General features: G+C 44.8%; 14 protein-coding genes. 1 reads left to right on the plus strand and 13 read right to left on the minus strand.

Translation table 11 applies throughout. The annotated features are described in order from the left end of the window. Positions 1-343: 343 nt before the first annotated feature. The 4 genes from C170_RS08625 to C170_RS08640 all read right to left on the minus strand — a co-directional run bounded on the left by C170_RS08625 (position 344) and on the right by C170_RS08640 (position 6,081). Positions 344-2,233, minus strand: coding sequence for a beta-glucoside-specific PTS transporter subunit IIABC (locus C170_RS08625; RefSeq protein WP_036608444.1), 1,890 nt, complete (start codon positions 2,231-2,233; stop codon positions 344-346). A gap of 211 nt (positions 2,234-2,444) precedes the next feature. Continuing rightward, entirely contained in the window at positions 2,445-3,275 is an 831-nt protein-coding gene (gene licT, locus C170_RS08630; protein WP_036608447.1) for a BglG family transcription antiterminator LicT, read from the minus strand. A gap of 292 nt (positions 3,276-3,567) precedes the next feature. Then, the gene (locus C170_RS08635) at positions 3,568-5,010 is read right to left on the minus strand and encodes a 6-phospho-beta-glucosidase (protein ID WP_036608450.1); all 1,443 of its coding nucleotides are present in this window, start codon (positions 5,008-5,010) and stop codon (positions 3,568-3,570) included. Between the two features lie 240 nt (positions 5,011-5,250). Further along, entirely contained in the window at positions 5,251-6,081 is an 831-nt protein-coding gene (locus C170_RS08640; protein WP_036608452.1) for an amidohydrolase family protein, read from the minus strand. A 322-nt stretch (positions 6,082-6,403) separates the two neighbouring features. On the opposite strand from C170_RS08640, the gene C170_RS08645 reads away from it, so the two are divergent. Next, complete coding sequence (locus C170_RS08645) at positions 6,404-8,128, plus strand: cellulase family glycosylhydrolase (protein WP_036608455.1); 1,725 nt, start codon at positions 6,404-6,406, stop codon at positions 8,126-8,128. Between the two features lie 131 nt (positions 8,129-8,259). Here the strand turns inward: C170_RS08645 and C170_RS08650 are convergent, their stop codons facing one another. From C170_RS08650 to C170_RS08690, 9 genes are all read right to left on the minus strand, one after another. Further along, positions 8,260-8,655 carry a hypothetical protein gene (locus C170_RS08650; RefSeq protein WP_036608458.1) on the minus strand — a complete coding sequence of 132 codons (396 nt, stop codon included), beginning with the start codon at positions 8,653-8,655 and terminating at the stop codon, positions 8,260-8,262. 421 nt (positions 8,656-9,076) lie between these two features. Then, complete coding sequence (locus C170_RS08655; protein ID WP_036608463.1) at positions 9,077-11,059, minus strand: sucrose-specific PTS transporter subunit IIBC; 1,983 nt, start codon at positions 11,057-11,059, stop codon at positions 9,077-9,079. 26 nt (positions 11,060-11,085) lie between these two features. Further along, positions 11,086-12,561 (minus strand): glycoside hydrolase family 32 protein, encoded by a 1,476-nt coding sequence (locus C170_RS08660; protein WP_036608466.1) that lies wholly within the window; start codon positions 12,559-12,561, stop codon positions 11,086-11,088. 147 nt (positions 12,562-12,708) lie between these two features. Further along, positions 12,709-13,692, minus strand: a complete 984-nt coding sequence (locus C170_RS08665; protein WP_036608469.1) for a LacI family DNA-binding transcriptional regulator — start codon at positions 13,690-13,692, stop codon at positions 12,709-12,711. A 245-nt stretch (positions 13,693-13,937) separates the two neighbouring features. Further along, positions 13,938-15,611, minus strand: coding sequence for a ribonuclease J (locus C170_RS08670; RefSeq protein ID WP_036608472.1), 1,674 nt, complete (start codon positions 15,609-15,611; stop codon positions 13,938-13,940). A gap of 157 nt (positions 15,612-15,768) precedes the next feature. Continuing rightward, complete coding sequence (gene rhaA, locus C170_RS08675; protein WP_036608474.1) at positions 15,769-17,040, minus strand: L-rhamnose isomerase; 1,272 nt, start codon at positions 17,038-17,040, stop codon at positions 15,769-15,771. A gap of 19 nt (positions 17,041-17,059) precedes the next feature. Beyond that, positions 17,060-19,129, minus strand: coding sequence for a bifunctional rhamnulose-1-phosphate aldolase/short-chain dehydrogenase (locus tag C170_RS08680; RefSeq protein ID WP_036608476.1), 2,070 nt, complete (start codon positions 19,127-19,129; stop codon positions 17,060-17,062). A gap of 179 nt (positions 19,130-19,308) precedes the next feature. Then, positions 19,309-20,241, minus strand: a complete 933-nt coding sequence (locus C170_RS08685; RefSeq protein WP_370739085.1) for a glycoside hydrolase family 5 protein — start codon at positions 20,239-20,241, stop codon at positions 19,309-19,311. 415 nt (positions 20,242-20,656) lie between these two features. Then, positions 20,657-22,996: a beta-galactosidase gene (locus tag C170_RS08690; RefSeq protein WP_051447077.1), complete on the minus strand. Its 2,340-nt coding sequence runs from the start codon at positions 22,994-22,996 to the stop codon at positions 20,657-20,659. Positions 22,997-23,012 lie beyond the last annotated feature (16 nt).

Here is a 23,012-nt window from a genome sequence, read left to right on the forward strand (position 1 = left end):
CTAATTATTTACCTGATTAAGATAATCAGAAGAAAAAACAAAGAATCACAGGCCGCGGCCTGTGATTCAACGTAAACGGGAAAGCGAGTATAACACTTATTTTAAAGTCAGGATGATTGAAAATGACAGACTGATCCCGTTTACTCTGAACCAATAGTCAGAGCCTTTGAACGTATTCGATTACCGATTCAAAGGAAGGAAGCGCAGTCTCATCGAATGTGTCATGTTCAATAATCCACCTTTCATTATCATGTAATAGATGTACAATTCTAATTATAATTTTCCAATTCCACCATGTCAACGGAACGATGAAAACACGACACCATCAGATTAGTACATCAATCTATTTTTGTTCCTGGCCATTACCGCTACTTAATTTTAATAGAAGCTCTTGGCTACTAACCTGACCTGTAGCCTGTGGAATCACTTCTTCGTAGTTGGCTGAGTTGGTTACTATTATTGGCGTTACCGTATGATAACCAGCAGCCTTAATCTGTGCAATATCGAACTCAAGCAACAGATCTCCCGCTTGGACCCGATCGCCTTCTTTGATATGGGAAACAAAATGCTGCCCATCCAATTTAACGGTATCAACTCCCACGTGAACCAATATTTCAGCACCGGTGTCTGAAACTACAGCCAAGGCATGTTTTTTCTTGAATGCAACGGTAACTGTACCATCAAAAGGCGCTACGACTCTGCCCACAGCTGGCTCAATCGCAATCCCTTTCCCCATTGCTCCCGATGCAAAGGCTGGATCTGGAACCTCCGACAATTCAACAATCGTTCCTTCGATTGGGCTAAATACAATTTCGTCCGAAGCATTCGCTGCACGAACAGGTTGTTCGGCAGATGCAGTAGGTTCGGTTTTTGTTTCTTCTTCAACCGGATCTTTGAAGCCCATGATGTACGTGAGTACAGCCGAAACAACAAAGGATACTACGATACCCAGAATCAATCCTGGGAAGCCTTGTCCACCTGGTCCGTAGAAGATTGGCAAGGTCAGTAATCCCGGTGCGCCGGATGCAAATGCCAATGTGCCCGCTTGACCAATGATAGCCCCACCAACTGCACCACCGATTACCCCTGCAATAAATGGACGTTTTAGTGGTAATGTTACCCCATAGATGGCCGGTTCAGTAATACCGAATAATGCGGTCAACGTGGATGATCCAGCCAGCGTTTTCAGTTTTTTGTTCTTGGTTTTCAGCATAACTCCAAAAGCAGCACCCGTTTGAGCAAAGATTGAAGCTGTCGCAGCTGGTTTAACCCCATCCTGTCCATACACTGCAACGTTGTTGATAAATACCGGAATAAGACCCCAGTGTATTCCGAAAATAACGAGCAGCTGCCAGCTTGCTCCCATAACGGCTCCTGCGAGCAATGGACTGAATCCAAATGCTGCAACGAGCCCGGCTGCAATTGCATTACCAACGTAGACACCAAATGGTCCAAATACCAACAGTGTCAGTGGTACCATAATCACTAGCAAAAACAATGGTGTAACAAAGTTTTTCACACTATCGTGAAGTGTCTTATTAAAGAACTTCTCCAACTTGCTCATGACTATGACAGCTAAAATAATTGGAATAACTGTAGATGAATAGTTCATCAAAATGACAGGGATACCGAAGAAATCCGTTGGTGTTCCTTCTGATTTCAACGTGACGATGGACGGATAGATCAGTGCTCCTGCAATCGTCATCGCGACAAACATATTTCCCTGGAATTTACGTGCTGTTGTAACCGCTAACAACAGAGGCAGGAAATAGAAGAGACTATCTGCTGCTGCATACAGGATTGTATATGTTGTTTCTGTCGTTTCCAGCCATCCAATATTACTTGCAATCAACAATAACCCTTTTAGAATACCGGCTCCCGCCATAACACCCAGAAGTGGTGCAAAGATGCTGGATATGATATCGATAATACCCCCGAGCCCTTTGGCTGCTTTGCGAGGTTTTTCTTTATCTGACGAATCGTCCAGAATGTTACTGATCTGTCCAATGGCACTATAGACTTCAGGCACCTTGTTACCAACAACAACCTGGAACTGTCCTCCATTTTCTTTGACTGCGATGATTCCTTCTGTTTTCTCCAGTTTGGCTTTGTCTGCCTTGGCATCGTCCTTCAATACAAACCGTAACCGTGTTGCACAATGAACCAGCGATTCCACATTTTTCTCACCGCCGACCAGTTCTACAATCTCTTTGGCCAGTTTCTCTTGACTCATGATCTGCACCCCCACTTTTTCTCAAACAGGCCCTTTACCGATTTTTTTGCACGCAAAAAACCTAAGCCTTGAGCAAGGGGACACAATGGTCCTGACCTTCTCATGACTTAGGTTTTGCCTGCATAACCAGTAACAATCCCAGTTAAATCGTATTAAATTCCTGTTAATCACATATTATTATAATAAAACCATTTTTGTCAACATTTAAATATTATCGATTAACCACTCGTTCGATATGAACCGTCAGATACAATTTTTCTTCATTGGTCAGCTCATGGTTGTACTCTTTTTTGACAAACATCTCAATTTTCTCCGTACATGCTGCGGCATCAGGATGCTTCTCCTTAATCATGTCATAGAAATGATCATAGTTGTTGTCGTAATGCGTACCGCTGAGCACACGCTGGGAGAAGAACTTCAGATGTGTGATAAAGCGAAAATAACTGAGGGAGTCCTCATCAAATTCCATTTTGAAATGATATTTCGCTATATTAATAATCTGCTGGATAAACTTCGTAATATTCATCGTTGTGATAACTTCTTCGTTCATCTCTGCGTTGACAATATGAAGGGCAATAAAAGCGGCTTCATCGGGCGGAAGCTCAATATTCATGCGGGTATTGATCTGTTCCAGCGTCTTCAGGCCAAGTTCGAATTCGGGCTTGTACAACTGTTTGATCTCCCACATTAATGCGTTCTTGATCTCCACGCCTTCCCGATAACGTTCGATGGCGAAGTTAATATGATCTGTAAGGGATACATAGATGTTCTCATTCAGCTTTCGGCCCAGATTCTCACTTGCATACGTGATGATCTCTTCCACAATTTCAATCAGTTCCATCGGAACTTCGCGCAGCAGCATTTTGAAATTATCGGATGTTTGTTTGTTTTTCAATGCAAATACTTTCTGGATGCGGGTCTCGTCTACTTTATCCCCCGGCTTTTTCTTAAAGGCAATCCCACGTCCCATCACCACAAGCTCTGCTCCATCCGCCTGATAGATGCTAATGACGTTATTGTTGATAACCTTTGCTATTTTCACTTCAATCCCCCCGTCACGTTCCACTCTCTTGGCAGTTATACATCGTCTTTTGGGCATACAAAAAAAACCTGAAGCATCACAAAATAAACAAGACATGGTGGTCTGCTTTTTTTGGTGCTTAGGTTTTGCCTACTTCGAGTAGTAACAATCCCAGAAACGATATAATTGCGTCAAGTATAGCGCGAACCTGACTATATGTCAACGCTTTCAATGTGAGGACAATCGGAAGCTCCATGAATTCATGGTTCTTCCGTTTGTTCGATGTCAGAACGAATCCGATTTACCTTTATGACTACTCGTCACCCAGGTTTGTTCCGTTGGATTCAATCACATTTTTGTACCACTCAAAACTCTTCTTCTTCAGCCGTGTCAGCTCACCTTGACCTTCATTATTACGATCCACGTAAATGTAACCATAACGTTTTCTCATCTCACCTGAGGATGCACTTACAATATCAATAGGTCCCCAGCTGGTGTAACCAATGATGTTCACGCCATCCTGAATGGCCTCACCCATTTCAGCTACATGTCGTTTCAAGTAGTCAATCCGGTACCCATCATCCACTTCACCTTCCGGTGTAACCACGTCATTGGCACCAAATCCATTCTCAACAACAAACAGCGGCTTCTGATAACGATCATGTAGTTGATTGGCAGTAATACGGAATCCTTTGGGATCAATCGTCCATCCCCATTCGGACTTCGCCAGATATGGATTGGCTACCGAGCCAAATACATTACCGCTGGTCATATTTTTGATAACTTCCGGATCGGTACTGGTTGTACGACTTGAATAATAGCTGAACCCGATATAATCTACCGTATGATTTTTCAAGATTTCCGAATCACCAGGCTGCATAACAATGTTCAACCCGTGATCTTTGAAGAAACGTTTGGCGTAACCCGGATATTCCCCACGTGACTGCACATCGATGAAGAAATAGGACTCTCTATCTTTTTCCATGCCCTGGAACACATCTTCCGGATTACAGGTATACGGATAGAAGCTTCCTGCGGCGAGCATACACCCAATCAGGGCACCAGGAATAATCTCATGACATGCCTTGACTGCCAATGCACTTGCAACCAGTTGATGGTGAGCAGCCTGATATTGAATTTCCTTGATGTTATCCCCTTCATTAAACGCCAGCCCCGCCCCAAGGAACGGAAGATGAAGCAACATGTTGATCTCATTAAATGTCATCCAGTATTTCACCTTGTCTTTGTACCGAGTGAATACCGTTGTAGCGTAAGTCTCGAATAGCGTCACCAGTTCACGACTTCTCCAGCTGCCGTACTTCTCGATCAGATGCACAGGCACATCAAAGTGAGCCAATGTAACCACAGGTTCAATGCCGTTTTTCAACAATTCATCAAATAGGTTATCGTAAAATTGTAATCCGGCTTCATTTGGCTGTGCATCTTCTCCTGTCGGGAAAATCCGTGCCCAAGCAATGGAGACACGCAGTGCTTTGAATCCCATTTCTGCAAATAAAGCAATGTCTTCAGGGTAACGGTGATAAAAATCGATTGCTTCATGTGAAGGATAGAACTCGGTAGCAAGCGGCGTAAAAGCTGGAACATTGCCTTTCATAATGCTTCTGCGGTTCTCTCCTGTCGGAAGCAAGTCAACAATACTCAGCCCTTTGCCATCTTCCAGATACGCGCCCTCCGCCTGATTGGCAGCAATGGCTCCACCCCACAGAAAGTCTTTAGGAAATTTAAAATTCGTCATCATCATTCTCCTTCCAAATATGTAATTCAGCTATCCGCTCAAATCGTTAGAAATATTAAAAAGACAAAATAGAAAAAACCCGAACCAGCCTGGGTACACGATTACGTGTAAACAAGCCAGCTCAGGTTATGCCCATATCGGTAACATTCCCAGATCACAATTATGCGGATTGGATAAAACTTTAGCAAGAATCAGAACAGTTGTCAACTTCTTGAAACCGGTTTAGCTTCGGATTGCCCGCTACGATATTTGATAGAACGCAGCACATGTGCCGCCAAAAATCATCTGCTGATCTGATATAGGTAGGGCATTAATATGACTCATAATGAGACCGTATACTTCAGAATACGTAGCTGAAACGTTGCTCACGGGCCAGTCGGACCCGAACATTAACCGTTCCGCACCAAAGGCTTCTATGGCGATATTCAGATAGGCTGTAAAGTCCTTTGGAGTCCAATTTGCCCAATCTGCTTCCGTCACCATCCCTGAAAGTTTACAGTACGCATTAGGTTGTGCGGCCAATGACTCAAGTGCTTCTTTCCAGGGTGAGATTATACCTGATTTTATGTCGGGTTTGGCTAGATGATCAAGTACAAATCGCTGTTCAGGAAACGTCTTAACCAATTCAACGGCATAAGGCAGTTGCTCCTTAGATACTAACAGATCATAGGCCAAATCATACTTTTTAAGCAATGAAATTCCGCGCTGAAAGTCTTCTCTTAATACATACTTCAGATCAGGTTCATCCTGTATGACATGACGTACGCCCTTCAGATATGGATTGGACGCGAACAGTTCAAGCTGATTCCGAACTTCATCCGAACAAAGATCCACCCATCCGACAACACCTTTGATACATTCATGCCGATCTGCCAGCTGCAGAAGCCACTCGGTTTCTGTCAGTGATTGTCTGGCTTGTACCGCAATACATCCATCCAGTCCGGATTGGACCAATAAAGGTTCAAGATCTTCCGGAAGAAAAGATTGACGAATGGTTTTCATCTCTTCGCCAATCCATCCGTACTCGGCGACATTGTATTCCCAGAAATGTTGATGTGCATCCAGCTTCATATTAGATCCCTCCCAGGGTATTTAAATCTAATTATCATTAAAAAGCAACCATATGATTTTTATTTCCAATGAAATAAACGCTAACTACACAATCTATAAATGTGGCAAAATCACTGATTTTTACATGATTTTTATTCCAATTGTGCAGGTATTGTCCAATATTAAATCATGATATAGTAAATTACGAAAACGCTTTCAGTACATAAACCGGTGGTGATTCCAGTATTAAACAAGTGAATTTTTGTTTGCGTTGAGCTCTATTTCCACCCTGCTTAACCGCTATTCACGTTCAACCATTCTCTATTCGAAGGAGACTATATTAATGAAAAAAAACCGCAAATCAGTCCTTTCTCTTACGCTTGTGACTGCCATGATTCTATCTCTATTCTCCTCGGCTATGGCTTCAGCTGCAACTGACAACAGCGAACAGGCCAGTGCATTACCCGCTCCAAGCAAAATGCAGACCTACGTAAACGCCATGGAGCCTGGCTGGAATCTGGGTAACTCTCTGGACGCCGTTGGTGAAGATGAGACAGCCTGGGGCAACCCGCGCATTACGAAGGAACTAATTCAGTCGATCGCAGCTGAGGGCTACAACAGTATCCGTATTCCTGTGACCTGGGAAGCCCACATCGGTGACGCACCCGACTACATAATTGATTCCGCTTACATGAATCGGGTTCAAGAAGTGGTAAACTGGGCCCTCGATGCGGATCTCTACGTCATGATCAATCTTCACCATGATTCCTGGCGTTGGATCAGTTACATGGAGAAAGACCATGACAACGTGCTTGCACGTTATAACTCTGCTTGGACTCAGATTGCGGACAAATTCAAAGATGCATCCGATAAACTCATGTTCGAAAGTGTTAACGAACCACGTTTCTCCGAAGGCGGCACAACAGATGCAGCGATTGGATACCGCATGCTGGACGAGTTGAATACTTCTTTTCACAAGATCGTAAGAACTTCGGGTGGAAACAACGAGACACGTCCACTTGTGCTTCCAACGATGCATACTTCTTCCGCTCAACCTGATCTGGATGAACTGAATAAGACCATTCAAAAATTGAATGACAGCAATATTATTGCAACCGTTCACTACTACGGGTTCTGGCCATTCAGTGTGAACATCGCAGGTTACACCATGTATAACGAGGAAGTACAGAAGGACGTTACCGACACATTCGATCGGGTATACAATGCTTTCACAGCGAAAGGCATTCCGGTTATCGTCGGTGAGTATGGCTTGCTTGGGTTTGACCAGCACACAGGTGTCATTGAGCAAGGCGAAAAACTGAAATTCTTCGAATTTGTTGGACAATATCTGCGCCAAAAACAGATGACAACGATGTTGTGGGATAACGGTCAACACTTCGGTCGCACAAGTTTTACTTGGTCTGATCAGGAATTATTTGATACCATGAAAGCCAGCTGGACAGGTCGCTCATCCACAGCCGAAACGGACCTCGTGTATCTTAAACAAAATGAAGCCATTCAAGATAAGAAGGTAAAACTCAATCTGAATGGGAACAAATTCAATTCGTTGAAAAATGGCACTACCCCTCTTGTAAGAGGTAAAGACTATACAATTAAAAAAGATGTACTTACGTTAAAATCCAATCTGTTAACCAAATTGACAGCCTCTGGTGATTTGGGCGTAAATGCCACACTCACGGCTGGATTCAATGAAGGTGCTGACTGGAACTTCAATATCATTAAATATGACACACCTAAGTTGAACGATGCAACGGGTACAACCAGTGCATTTGCCATTCCGACTACGTTTAACGGCAATCAACTGGCCACGATGGAAGCAACATATGCAAACGGAGAGAACGCCGGTCCACAGAACTGGACTTCGTTCAAAGAATTCTCCTACACATTTAGCCCAGATTACGAACGTAATGTGATTGAGCTGAAACCTAACTTCTTCAATGAAACCAATGATGGCGAAGTTACGCTTAAGTTCCATTTCTGGAACGGAGATGTGCTGACGTACAAAATCACGAAAAATGGAACCAGCGTTGTTGGCGTAACTTCATAATAGTTATAAGGATTCCCCACTTGATCTATACCTGTGGGAATCACGAAACGTTCTGTCCAGAGCCATCGGTTCGAACAGAACGTTTTTCCTTTTAATCAGATATTCCTTCCACTTCCATTATGAATGACCGTTCACAATAAAAACGAAACATTCCCACTCTGGCTATGAATGACATACGTCGCACCAAGCCCTTTATATACAAGACCAACTGGAGCCTTGTTACTGGAAACGACATAGAGATGTTGCGGATACCAGCTGTGACACAACTGGATATCCTGGCAACACTGAGGCAGATTATTCTCGAACACAAATGCATTTGTGATCATATATTCGGGTCGAGTCTGTTGCATCCCTTCCGTTTCTTGAATATAACGCACAGGAAATGCTCCAAGGGTTTGAAGTTGTTCCCGTTCCTCTTCACTGTGTACAAGCACAACGAAGGCTAATCCCTTTTTCAGTAATAAATCCACGAAATTCATCCCCGCTGCACTGTGTCCTGCTGATACAACAATCATTGCTTCATCCATTGCTGTCTACCTCGCCTTCACATCAGATCCTGCATATATCATCTCAAGTACGTTATGTGCGAATCATAGTCCTCTGTCTGCCTTTCCGCAATTGAACCGTATCCGATTCAGAACCTTCCTGATTGATTCCAGACCATATTCCTCTTTATATCCTATGTAATCTGCCCTTTACGCTCTGAATCTCCTTATATCTCCGTTAATCATAAGCGATTAAAGAAATCTGATTAACCGAGCCTTAATCGAAGATATATCTCTTTTTAATCGCTTACATGCACAGATTCAAAGCAAAATGTCTTAATACTTTGGCTAAAAGTAATACAAAAAGACAAAGGAAACCTGATGATACATCAGTTCCTTTGCCTTGTATGATTTGTATTTCTCTACATCCATGTTCCAGTACATTTCTATTTCAAACGATCACTTATTGAGGTTCTTTGAATTTCACTACTAGCACCGCTTCCCCATTGGCTTGAACATGACCTGTTGAGGCTGCTGTAACAGTTGCTATGGTTTCGTTTCCACTAGGGATCAACACAGGTGTAATCAAAGGCAGACCCGCAGACTGAATGACATCCATGTCAAATTCAATCAACAATTGACCTGCAGTTACACGATCTCCGCTATTCACATGCGCGGTGAAACCGTTCCCTTTTAGTCCAACCGTATTAATTCCGATATGAACCAGCATCTGTACACCCGTCTCATGCTCCAGAATCACCGCATGTTTACTCTTGTTCATGACATGTGCGATGAAACCATCAAACGGTGCATACACTTTTCCTTCTGATGGCTCAATGGCAATGCCCTCACCCATGTGTTTTTCCGAGAACGCCGGGTCAGGAACCTGCTCCAGAGCAACGACGGTACCGTTCATTGGCGAAGCGATTTCGAGAAAATCTACCTTAGGACGATTGCTTGTAACGGCATCGGTAACTGAATTAATACGCGGATTAGAGTCCTCTGCTTTAACTTCAGTTGATGTTACTCCACTGTTCTCATGGCTCACCGATTCTTCTGCGACCGGTTGATCCTTATATCCGAAGAACCAGGTAAGTGCAAATGCAATCGCCATGGCAACTACGTTGGACAAGATATACAACGGCAGTTGGCTGTTCAGATAGAGCAGTGTACCGGGAATAACCGTTACAGCCATGCCTGTACCCTGCAGATGGAACAAGGAAGCGATGAAACCACCCACACCACCACCAACAAGTCCCATAATAAATGGTTTCATATAACGCAAGTTAACTCCGAAGATCGCTGGCTCCGTAATGCCCAGAAATGCGGACAAGGAAGAAGGTAATGCGAGTGCTTTGAGTTTCATATTTTTGGTCTTCAGACCGACTGCGAGACAAGCCGCTCCTTGAGCTGCCATGGCACAGGTAATGATGGCGTTGAACGGATTGAATCCCGTTTTCTCCAGTAGCTGAATCTCCAGGAAATTAAAGATGTGATGTACACCGGTAACGACAATAATCTGATGGAAGAATCCAATGATAATACCAGCGATTCCAAACGGCAGATCCAATACGGCAGTTGTTCCATGCAGCACCCACTCTTCTAGGGAATGGAATACGGGACCAATGGCGAAAAGTCCAAGCGTAATCATGACTGTCAACGTAATAAAAGGAGTCAGAATTAAGTCCAATGCCTCAGGCACCCGTCTTCTTAGTACCTTCTCAAACTTGGCTCCAATCAAACCTACAAAGAACGCAGGCAGAACCGAACCTTGATAACCCACGACAGGTATAAAACCGAACATATGCAGCGGCTGTGCTGATCCATCTGCCACCGCGTAAGCATTGGGTAATGCAGGATTGACCAGCATTAGCCCCAGTACGATACCAAGTACTGGACTTCCGCCAAATACGCGGAATGCGGACCACGCTACAAGTGCAGGTAGAAATGCAAATGCCGTATCCGTCAGGATTTGAGTGAACAACAGGAAATTGGCCGAGATATCATCCGGTGTTGCACCGAATAACGCCAGAATTTCATTCTGGGTAAGTAATCCGCGCAATCCCATGAACAGTCCTGTAGCTACCAGTACGGGAATGATGGGTACAAATACGTCACCAAACGTGCGGATAGCCCGTTGAAAAGCATTTCCTTCTTTTTTCCCCTGACTCTTCACATCTTCCTTGGACGTTCCTTCGATGCCCAGCTTCTCAACCTCTTCAAAGATTCGATTCACTGTTCCCGTACCAAAGATAATCTGATATTGACCTGAGTTGAAAAAAGCACCTTTCACCTTCTCGATATTCTCGACCGTTTTCTGATCAATCTTTTCTTTATCTTTCACCATGATACGAAGACGTGTTGCACAATGTGCAAATGATGCGATATTCTCTTTGCCCCCGATGGCATGAATGACTTCCTGGGCAATTCGTTGATTCTCCGACATGTTATCTCATTCCTCTCACGTAATACTTAATAATTCCATTGAGTTGCTTCAAAATCAGCTTTGCCTCCGTGTGTAAAGAAATGAATGTCCACGCTGTCCCGGCTTGGGAAAATGCGGCTGGTAAAGACCTCTTCCCCATCGTTCACAAAGATCTCGACGGAAGACGAATCTACGAACAGATGGAACTTGATCACTTCCGAAGTAAGTGTGCACTTTCGTACAACACCATTCTGCTCTGCCAGCTCGGTACCAGACATCGTCCGATCCAAGACAACTTTCAGCTGAATCCGATCATACAGAAGAACCGTTTTTTCAGTTCCATTTGCCCGGAATTCGATGCCTACAACCTCTGCTTCTACATGGCTTATCTCACATATCAGCTCATAGGCAATCCCATTAAAACCAGTGAAAGATCGACTCTCATTATCAATCGTTGCGCGAATATGTGTCCCTTCCTCCTGCTGACGTAATTGGACCATCTCTGCAACCGGTTGTTGAATTAACTTGCCGTCACGGAGTGACAATTGCCGAGGAATGGTCAGGCAATGAGCCCAGCCACTACCGTCTGTCGGATATTCCAGATCGGGAAGTCCCATCCATCCAACCAGAATACGTCTTCCGTCCGGGCCCTGCATCGTCTGCGGCGCATAGAAGTCGAATCCACGATCCAGTTCCTGAAATTCACCATGATTGAACTCTCTCGTCTGGAGATTGAGCGGCTCACCGATCAGATAACCAGATTGAAAAATATTCTGATAATGATCTCCCGCTGCATCTAAGCCTTGCGGGGAAAAGACAAGTACACCTTTCCCGTCCATCTCCATATAATCCGGGCACTCCCACATGTAACCAAAGGAGGTTAATTGCGTACGAATTTCACCAAGGAACTCCCAGTTGTTCAGATCAATGGAGCGATACAGCACTGTACATCCCGTCTCGTCTGTTCTCTGCGCACCAATTACACAATAATACGTGTCTCCTTGTTTCCACACCTTGGGATCTCTGAAGTGTTCCGTGTATCCGGCTGGCACAGACGAGATCACGGGATCATTCAGTTTGGTTACTGAACCGCTTTCATCCATAACTGCCAGGCATTGATACGGATGTCTGACCCAATCCTCATCTCTGGTATTGCCCGTGTATAGCAAGTGCAGCTTGCCGTCTTTTTCAATTGCGCTACCGGAATAAGCTCCGTGTGAGTCATACCTGCCACCCGGTTCGATTCCAATCCCGACATTTTCCCAGTTCACCAGATTCTTCGAGCGGGTATGATACCAGTATTTCATGCCATGTTCTGTCCCAAGTGGAAACCACTGATAGAACAGATGATAATAGCCTTGATAATATGCAAAGCCGTTAGGATCATTAAGTAGACCTGTTATCGGCTGAATGTGATAACTTTGTCTCCAAGGACATACGGATATCTGTGCTTCAAGCTTCGCAATCTCTCCAGGCTCTGCTTGCTCAATTCGTCTGTAGCGTTGCTCTCTAGTCATTTTCATAGCTGTTCTCCATTCAAAATATAGGAACCGGTTCCATTAGGCGCAAAAAAATAATTCCATATGGCACTAATGCCTGCCCGTATTCGCATATCCGTATTGGATATTCATAATGGAACCGGTTCGATGGAATTATCATAAAGGATGTTTTTATAATTTGTCAACGCTTTCTCGAGGAATTAGTTCTACGTCCAGTGTTGTTCGTTCCTCCACCGACTCGCCTTTGACCAGACGAATAATGTGATTCGCCGCTACTTTGCCCGCCTGCAAATAATGATATTTCACAGTCGTCAGCGTGGGATGAATCATCTCCGTAATATCATATCCGCCAAATCCCGTAACAGACAAATCTTGCGGTATGCGGATTTTATTGGAGAATGCAATCTTCATCACACCCAGTGCGATATTATCCGTGGCCCCCACGATGATCGTTGGTGTGGTCTCTTTCAGTATGGCTTCAGCGGTAACGATGGCTTCAGACATCTTAAAGCTTGTCTCATAATACTTCACTTCACATCCACCACACTCGGCGATTGCTCGCTGGAACCCTTGTTTACGATAGATTCCTACCGCCCGATCCTTCTCGCTAACCCCCATATACACGATCTTGCGGTGACCCTGTTCGACGACATATCTGCCCATCTCATAACCTGCCTGATCATCATTGTGAACCAGACTGTGCAGTTGCTCATGCTGCTGCCCTACCAATAACACCGGAATCCGTATATCCTCAACGGCCTTCAGATGTGCTTCGGTCACTTCAGCAGCCAGCAGAATAATACCCGATACCTTCTGTCGTGCAAAATCATAGATGGCATCAATCTCCCGTTGCATGTCCTGACTCGTATTTGCGATAAGCATCTGATACTGATTACTCCGCAGTTCTTCATCAATTCCGATCAATGTCTGTGATGTTGCAAACGAATCAAGACGTGGCACAACCGTACCGATGATACTGGTCTTCTTAGCCTTCAGACTCTGTGCAAATGTATTGGGAACATAGTTGTATTGTTTGATAATACGCTCAATCTTCTGGCGTGTATCCTCACTAACCGATCCGCCATTCAGGAAGCGAGAGACCGTGCTTTTTGCCACACCTGCCATCTGAGCGATATCAGAAATCGTTTTATTCATAAAGACTCCTCTTGTTTCTTTAACTAGTTTACCTTTTATTATACTTCGAATCGCGAACCTATGGCGAATTTGATTCAACTCCATTTAATACACATCACGTTGTACAACTCCGAATAAACAACAAAAGCCCGATGGCAATGTGACGTCCATACCGAAGTATGATCCGACATTCATCAGGCTGTTAAGCTTCCATATACATGTTTGCACAGACCATTAGGGCAAGGATAATCCCTATCCCTGCTGACTCAGACCTCAATAATAATTGGCAAGATCATAGGTCTTCGCTTCGTTTGAGCGTAAATATAGTGACCGATCTCGTCTTTCAGCTTTCTTTTGATCACATTCCACTGATTCACCCCAGCCCCGGTCAACTCACCCATCCGGTATAGAACAAGCTCATGGATCTCATGCATGAATTCTTCCGAATCCTTAACAAATACAAACCCTCGGGAGATAATTTCGGGTGACGTGACCATCTGTTTTTCCGTTTTGCTCAGTGTAGTCACAATCACCAGCATGCCATCGGAGGACAGTTGCCTGCGGTCGCGAAGTACAATATTGCCGACATCCCCCATGATCAGACCGTCTACGAGACTATTTCCTGATGCAATTTTGGGACCCAGCGAAGCAATGCCGTCTTTGTACTGGACCATATCCCCATTATTCACGATAAACACATGATCACGCTCTATACCTACGGATTCAGCAAGCAGTCTGTGTTGATACAACATGCGAAACTCACCGTGGATCGGAATCAGATAATCCGGTTTCATCAGGGTAAGCATCAATTTGAGTTCTTCCTGACTGCCGTGCCCGGACACATGCATCCCAGCAGCACCACTTGAACCATATATCACACGTGCTCCGAGAACATACAGGTTATCAATTACATGTGCAAGATTTCGTTCATTGCCCGGAATGGCTCCGGCAGCAATAATGACCGTGTCCCCGGCGTTAATTCTTACGTGAGGATGTTTACCGGATGCCAAACGTGACAATGCTGCCATCGCTTCTCCCTGGCTACCGGTGCATAATACAACAACTTGTTCTGGTGGAAACTGATCCGAATCGATAGCTTCAATCAACAATCCATCAGGAACTTGCAAATACCCCAATTCACTGGCCACCGATACCACATTCACCATACTTCTGCCCAACAGTGCCAGTTTGCGCCCCGTCTCGAATGCTGCATTCACAATCTGCTGTACCCTGCTGACATTCGACGCAAAGGTAGAGATAAATACTTTTTGTTTTGCACGGATAAAGGCATCCAGAATGTGGTCTCCCACAACACGCTCGGAAGGTGTAAATCCCGGTCTTTCTGCATTGGTACTTTCGGAGAGCAAAATATGGACACCCTGTTTGCCAATCTCGGCCATACGGTGCAGATCTGGGAAGGGTCCATGTACAGGCGACATATCAAATTTGAAATCTCCGGTATGCACAACATTGCCTGCTGGGGTCTGAAAAAAGATACCAAGACAATCCGGTATACTATGGCTGGTTGCAAAAAAAGAAACCTCGATCCCTCCCAGCGTAATGCTGGAATGAGCATCGATCGTATGCAAGTCGGCTTTGCGCAGCAACCCATGCTCTTTCAGTTTAAGTTCGATCAGCCCACGAGTGAGCCTGGATGCATACACCGGAATGTTCATTTGTTTTAACAAATAGGGAATGCCACCGATGTGATCTTCATGTCCATGGGTAACTACAAGACCCCTTACTTTATCCAGATTCTCCAGCAGATACGTTACATCCGGAATGATCAGATCAATACCAGGCAATGTCTCATCAGGAAACTTCGAACCACAGTCAATCACGATGATGTCCTGATGGTACTGGATGAAATACATATTCTTTCCTATTTCATTCACGCCGCCAAGTGCAGCGATATACAGTTTGTTGTGGGCTAGATTCAACTCTATTATTCCTCCTCTGCGTGGCAATCGTATACGATACGGATCTATATTCCTAGTATGGAAGCAATCGCCTCAGTTATGCATTTCAGCGTGATTATGCCAAAAAACCACCATGGAATTTTCATTCCATAGTGGTTTAGACGAAACGTAAATACAGTTACACCAATGATTTATCACGCTGTAGTAATACGTCTTGTTCATAGGATTTGATATCGGTGATCCACTTCTCACGAACTGGAACGCCTTGCTGAGCACAATAGTAGTCCCAGATCGCGCCAAACGGATAGGATTTGAACTCTTCCGTTAAGGCAAGGCGCAACGTGTAATCCCCTTCCAACTCGGCTTGTTTCAAGGAATCCACTGGTTCGAGCATCGCACGCAGAAGAGCTTTGATCGTGTTACGAGTACCCACAACCCATGCAGCTACACGGTTAATACTTGCATCAAAGAAATCCAGTCCAATATGTGTGGTCGCAAGCAGATCATGTCGAACCAGTTCACGGGCAATTTCCAGCAGCTCATCGTCCATGATTACCACATGGTCACTATCCCAACGCATCGGGCGGCTTACGTGAAGCAGGATGCCGCTTGTAAACAAAGACAATGACGACAGTTTATTGGAAATAACCTCTGTAGGATGGAAATGACCCGCATCCAGGCAGATTAACGTATCATTTTGCAAACCGTAACCCATATAGAATTCATGAGAACCCACCACATATGCTTCCGAACCCAGACCAAACAGCTTACTCTCTACCGCGTCCAGGTTGTGCTCCGGGTTAAGTGGTTCGCCGAATACTTCATCCAGCGATTCTTTGAGACGTTTGCGTGGTGTCAACCGATCAACCGGATTATCTTTGAATCCGTCCGGTACCCATACATTGGTTACACAAGTCTGACCAAGCTGTTCCCCGAAATAAGCACCAATCCGGCGGGATGCCTTGCAGTGATCAATCCAGAACTTGCGAATTTCAGGATCTGGATGACTGAGCGTGAACCCGTCACTTGATTTTTCATGGGAAAAACATGTTGGGTTGAAATCCAGACCGAGTCCTTGTTCTTTAGCCCATTTTACCCAGTTCTCATAATGCTTTGGCTCAATCTGATCCAGTTCAACCTGCTCGTCTGTATCCGTGTAGATCGCGTGCAGATTGACCTTATGTTTGCCGGGAATCAGAGCAAAAGCTTGCTCCAGATCGTTACGAAGCTCCGCAGGGGTTGTCGCAGCCCCCGGATATTGACCGGTAACGGAAATACCCCCTGTTAACTCCCCATCTTTATTCAGAAAACCTTTGACATCGTCGCCTTGCCAGCAGTGTACGGATACTTTGATCTCCGCGAGTTTGTTCAGTACCTCGTCCGTATCAATTCCGTGCTGGGCATACAATGCCTTGGCTGCTTCATACGCTTGCTTGACTTGGTTATCCATCCGCAAGAACCCTCCTATTTTAACGTGTAAATGCTGCCGGTACACCGCCATCAATGGTCATCATACAACCGGTTGTTTTTTCGGATTTCGAAGAAGCAAAGAATGCAATTCCTTCCGCAATATCTCTTGGATAGATATTCACGAGTAATGTCGTCCGCTTGCGATAATACTCTTCCAATTGATCCGGTTCAATTCCATATGCCGCTGCACGTTCGTTTCTCCAGGAACCGTTCCAGATCGCTGAACCCTGTAGAATGGCATCTGGAAGAATCGTGTTGACACGAATGCCATACTCTCCACCTTCTGCTGCAATGCAACGTGCCAGATGTGCTTCCAGCGCTTTTGCTGAGCTGTAAGCCGAGGCACTTTTACCTGCATACACCGAGTTCTTGGACCCGATAAATACCATGCTACCCCCAATACCCTGCTGTTTCATCAGCTTGAACGCTTCACGAGCCACGAGGAAATACCCTGTACCCAGAACATTCATATTCAGGTTCCATTCTTTCAGGGATGTTTCGTCAAATGGGCTGGATGTGGCCAATCCTGCATTGTTCACGATGATATCCACTCCGCCATATTGCACCGCAACATCTGCATACGCAGATTGAACGGCTTCCTCATCGGTTACGTCCATTTTCAGCGCATAAGCACGATTCTCACCGTACTGATCATTGATTTCCTGTGCTACCTTCTGTGCGCCCTCCAGGTTGAGATCAGCAAGCACCACATGTGCGCCTTCAGATACCAATCTGCGTGCTGTTTCACTTCCGATCCCGCCTGCGCCGCCTGTAATAAACGCCACTTTACGGGAGAATTCGGTTTCTGCTGGAGCCAAAGACAATTTGTACAATTCCAGCGGCCAGTACTCCACATTGTAAGACTCGTTTGCACTAAGTGATACGAATTGGCCCAAGCTAGTAGCCCCACGCATAACGGCAATCGCTCTGTGATACAACGCTCCGCTTACTTGGGAAAGCGCCCAGCTCTTGCCTGTGTTGATCATGCCCACACCTGGAATGAGGATAACGCGTGGTGCCGCTTCGAACATGACATCACCTTCGTTTTTGTTGCTCTCAAAATACTGTTGATATTGCTCTTTGTAGGCCGCGACACCTTCTACCAGCTTGGCTTTTAAGCCTTCGATATCTTCCGCATCCGGTGTCCAATCAATGAACAGAGGTACCACTTTGGTATGTACCAGATGATCCGGGCAAGCTGCACCCACCTGAGACAATTCCGGGGAATCTGCTCCACCCACAAAAGCAAGTACGTCCTCTTGATCATCAAAGGACAAAATCATTTTTTTGCTATCCGATACCGCTCCACGAATCGTTGGCATCACACGTGATACGATCTGACGACGAACATCAGCGGCCAGTGCCGGGTGTTTCACACCGCCGAACAAACTTTCTTCGTTCACTCGTGCTTCGATGAATGAGTCTGCTTCATTGATAATCTTGATGGTCTGAGCGTAACATTCCTCGGATGTTTCTCCCCAAGTGACAAGTCCGTGTTTTTCCATCAGTACGAGTTCGGCATTGGGATTCGAGAATACGCTTTCAGCAATCATTTTAGATAACGTAAACCCTGGACGTACATAAGGTACCCATACAAAACGATCACCGTAGATCTCTCTCGCCAATTCCTTGCCGTTATGTGCACAGCACAAGCTGATAATGGCATCCGGGTGCGTATGATCAACATGTTTATATGGAAGAAACGCATGCAGCAGAGTCTCGATAGAGGCACGTGGGTGCTTGGCATCAATCATGCAATGTCCCAGATATTCAACCATCTCTTCATCCGACATGGATTCACGTTCAATTAATGGTCGAATGTCTTCGAGCCCAAGTCCGGTAAAATGTTTCGCTTCCATGGAACCCAGATCAGAGCCGCTTCCCTTCACATACATTACTTCTACATCACGACCACGAAAATCCTTCACTGTCGTTTTGGTAGACGTATTACCACCGTAGATGTTACATACACTGCGATCAGTCCCAATCAGATTGGATCGGTAAACCAACTGCTCAAGTCCTGTTGTTTTCTCAGATGCCTGCGATGCATTCCATAAACTCTGTACCATTTGTTTCCCTCCGATAATGTTTGTTTTATTCCTAATCCGAGTTTAACATCTTTGTTTTATTTTGAAAACAAAATATTTTAAAACCAAACGGAAATATTCAAAAGTCATTATAAATTGAGCTATTTTATTAGAAAAACACCCTGACGTAACCGTCAGAGTGTTCCTGTTTCAACGGCGGATTAGAAAATCCCCGCTTTTTGAGAAGTGTTTTTAATACCATAGGTATCATTAACTACGGTGTTGCCAAAACTCGTTAAGCTTCCGTTCGGACCTGTGGCCATGTCCAGATAGTTCAGACCGGAGCTGTTTCCGTACCAAGACCAGGCAAGCCAGCCTACCCCTTTTTCCTGACCATATCTCATAATAGCATACTCGTCCACATCACCGTTTGTGTGATATCCCCCGAATTCACCAATGATCAGAGCCAATCCTTTGTTCAGCACATTCTCCATATTGGCTTTGACCGTTGCAGCATCTTTGCCAGCATACTCATACATATGAATGGAGAAGACGGTATTTTTCTGAGAATCGGCTGCAAATACACTTTGTCCATAATCCACGATGGATTGAGGGAACTGTCCCCATCCGGCTGCATCTACAATTAGCGTATTTTTAATTCCCGCATTTCGGAGTTTCGGTATGGCTTTTTTGTAACCATCAGCCCACGCACTTCCATTCCACGTTCCATACCATTCATTGGCGATGTTGACGATGACCCGATCTTCTTTGCCAATCAAAGCTTCCTTAATACTAATCCAATAGTTCACCGCCGCATCCAACGAATTATAATCATCTTTCCCTGTGGCGTCATGGACCTCGAGTACAGCTATCATTTTATTTTGGTTAACCACATTAATAATATTTTTAACAGCGTTCAGATCATCTTTGGTGTACAGGCTACCATTCGAAAGAACAATGCGTACCGTATTGGCACCTGTTTTGGCGATTGCAGGGATAGCGGTATTCAAATCATTTTTGAACCAGGAATGTCCGTGATTAACACCTCTCATGACAAAAGCCTTGCCTGTGGAATCGTATAACTTGTTACCGCTTACATAAAATCCTGTAGCAGCAGATGCTTTGGGTGCTGCACTCCCTAATACCATGAACATGAGTGTAGCAATAACCGTGAAGATTGTACACTTTTTCAGATTAACCATTCGTTTGGAACCTCCTGTATTTGTTTTTTTATTTCAATTAACCCTGCTCTAGGCAAGAAGTTAACTAAAATCGTTGGTAATGGAAGTTTTTTTTTATTAAATAAATAACAAAAAACTTTATATAAGTCACGTTATTTAGTTTAAATAAACTTTATCGTTAAGGTTATGAAGTTATAATAAATTGAAAACGCTTACCAGTCAAGATCTTTTTACCATGATTAGGAATCATTTGTTTTTACATAACACAGCAAAAAAAGGTTCTCTCCCCTCACAATCGTTCGGAGAAAGAACCCTCTGTATTATTAACTAAAGTTAACTCTTGTTTAAATCTTGTTTATCTGTTATTTTGTTTAACTCCTGATTTAGACTAAGTGTCTTCTCTAACTCCCGCCAATACCAAACCAACCCGATACTGTGGTCTCACCCGAATTTCATTAAACTTTCCAATCTCCACGCCCTCAAACCGCTCCACATAAGCCTGATTCACATAACTCTCAGTCGTCCCTTTTCGAATTGGGGTTATAGACAGACGAAGCGCGTGATCAGCCAACAAATGACGGGATTGCTTCAAACCAAGCATCCAGCTGTGTCCATAGTGAATATGATCCGTTAACATCTGATGATGAATATGTGCTGTTGCAACGTCTCCTTCATAATCAATCTCAATCCACACGTCATCTACTTGTTCCGGCCACGCTGTGTCCAATCTCAGTGTTGCTGCATACTCTTTCGGATAATCAACCTCTACAGCAGGCTCGTAAGAAGAAACTTGGAATGTATACGTACCGAATATTCCCTGCTTCGACTGGGATGACACAGCATATTTCGAAGCTGAAACATGCTCTGGAGCCGGATAAAAGGATACCTCCATCTCTGGTTGCTCCACAGATGTACATAGGAGCATCTCATTCTGTACATACAGATGACTGCTGCTAATTACAAGCCTTTCTTCTCCGCCCACACGGAAACGGTAGGCATGTAATGCCTCTTCACGGGTTAATGTAATGATACGTATGGCTATACCGTCCGATGTTGTAATCCCCAGATGATGGTCCTTGCCGGCAATCGGATGTATCACAACTTCATTCCCCTGCTCTGATATTGTACCTTCGGGCATCTCCACATTTGTAACAGATGATGCATCAACAACATACTCAGGCGCCATGCCTTCATGGGCATAAAAGACAGCCGTAAGCTCCTGATTTACCATAAATCGGGTCAGTGGCTGAACGGTAGCACTAATGATCTTCATTCCATTCAGATTCATATGGAAAGGCAGAATGGCTGCCATGCCGGATTTCAGCTGCATTGTTCCTTCTCTTGGATAAAAAGCAGTCCCTTTGCTGGTATGCAGTTCCAATTGTATGTCTCGATCAGGCATCGCCACATGATCCTGATAATTATTCATGAACAGGAATCCCGAGCCATCTTGTTGGCGAACAGACCAACGCATATCCATCGTGTTCTCCGGTGTTATCCCATGTTGACCATCCGGTACAACACAGCCCATTGGGGCAAGTAACTCACCGTATCCTTCCAGGAACATGGACAAGGTACGAATGCGGTCATACGATTCACCGACACGTCCAAATTCTCCGAGTGGCGATTGGTAATCATACGTCATTTTCGGCAATGCTTGCTCGTTCATATATGAATTTTTGCCTATCGGATTGGTTCCCCCGTGATACATATAATACCCAACCAGATTGCTGCCGTTCGCAAGTTTCACAATGGTCATCGCCTCGACACTGTCCGCATCAACAACCGGACGAGCGTGATAACTGACCTGCATGCCTCCAGCAAGCTCGCAATACGCAGCAGGGTACTCCAGACTGTCATAATCCACTTCTTCCACAGGATTCATATGCAGATCCCGGAATAAATACTCCCGGCTTGGAGCCTGATTGGGAATCCATGGTGTGTACGCATACCCCGCTAGCATAGGCAATGTTCCTTCTTCAGGCACCGCAGCATTGCCCCAGGCCGTGGCAGTATAGAACATCGGCTTCATACCGACTTCTTCGGCAATATGGCGAAGTATCTTCAGATGTTCTCGCCCGTCCCGGCCGGAGGAAATGTATTTTTCGCGGGTATATCCCCAGGCATCCATGGGTGCGCCAGCGTGCATATACTCATTTTCCAACTGTACCCCGATAACAGGGCCACCCTCCTGATAAAAGCAGCCGTTGAGCTGACGGGCAATCTCCCGATATAATCGCTTAGCGTAATACAGATATCCTTCATCGTTCGACCTGACTTCAAATGGATAACTGAATAACCAATCCGGCATTCCACCATTACGCACTTCCCCATGACAGAATGGACCAATTCGTACGATCAGAGGCAGCTCATGTTTGCCACACATATCCACAAAGTGCCGCAAATTCAGATTTCCTGACCAATTAAATTCGCCTTCCTGCTCCTCGTGAAAATTCCAGAAAACATAGGAAGCGATAATGCTCACCCCGCCTGCCTTCATCTTCAGTAATTCTTCTTCCCACTGCAAGTAAGCAAATCTGGAGAAATGAAACTCACCTACCACCGGAATATGGGGTTTAACATTACGAGTCATATAATAGTTGGTAAAATCATACGATTCCCCTCGTGGGCTTTTGCCGCCACTGCCAGTCATGCGACCCGCACGAATCTCTTTATCTTCCGCATCCAATATGAAACGAATCTGGCTACCTGCTATAGTATCATTCATGGATTATATAACTCCT

Origin of the sequence: Paenibacillus sp. FSL H7-689 (assembly GCF_000517905.1) — a bacterium.
In the GTDB taxonomy this organism is placed as follows: domain Bacteria; phylum Bacillota; class Bacilli; order Paenibacillales; family Paenibacillaceae; genus Paenibacillus; species Paenibacillus amylolyticus.

Bases quoted from the DNA above. Each gene is read 5' to 3' on its own strand.
- C170_RS08645 (WP_036608455.1), top strand. From the start codon at position 6,404: ATGAAAAAAAACCGCAAATCAGTCCTTTCTCTTACGCTTGTGACTGCC.
- C170_RS08660 (WP_036608466.1), bottom strand. From the start codon at position 12,561: ATGAAAATGACTAGAGAGCAACGCTACAGACGAATTGAGCAAGCAGAG.
- C170_RS08640 (WP_036608452.1), bottom strand. From the start codon at position 6,081: ATGAAGCTGGATGCACATCAACATTTCTGGGAATACAATGTCGCCGAG.
- C170_RS08665 (WP_036608469.1), bottom strand. From the start codon at position 13,692: ATGAATAAAACGATTTCTGATATCGCTCAGATGGCAGGTGTGGCAAAA.
- C170_RS08680 (WP_036608476.1), bottom strand. From the start codon at position 19,129: ATGGTACAGAGTTTATGGAATGCATCGCAGGCATCTGAGAAAACAACA.
- C170_RS08685 (WP_370739085.1), bottom strand. From the start codon at position 20,241: ATGTTCATGGTATTAGGGAGTGCAGCACCCAAAGCATCTGCTGCTACA.
- C170_RS08690 (WP_051447077.1), bottom strand. From the start codon at position 22,996: ATGAATGATACTATAGCAGGTAGCCAGATTCGTTTCATATTGGATGCG.
- C170_RS08635 (WP_036608450.1), bottom strand. From the start codon at position 5,010: ATGACGAATTTTAAATTTCCTAAAGACTTTCTGTGGGGTGGAGCCATT.
- C170_RS08650 (WP_036608458.1), bottom strand. From the start codon at position 8,655: ATGGATGAAGCAATGATTGTTGTATCAGCAGGACACAGTGCAGCGGGG.
- C170_RS08625 (WP_036608444.1), bottom strand. From the start codon at position 2,233: ATGAGTCAAGAGAAACTGGCCAAAGAGATTGTAGAACTGGTCGGCGGT.
- C170_RS08655 (WP_036608463.1), bottom strand. From the start codon at position 11,059: ATGTCGGAGAATCAACGAATTGCCCAGGAAGTCATTCATGCCATCGGG.
- rhaA (WP_036608474.1), bottom strand. From the start codon at position 17,040: ATGGATAACCAAGTCAAGCAAGCGTATGAAGCAGCCAAGGCATTGTAT.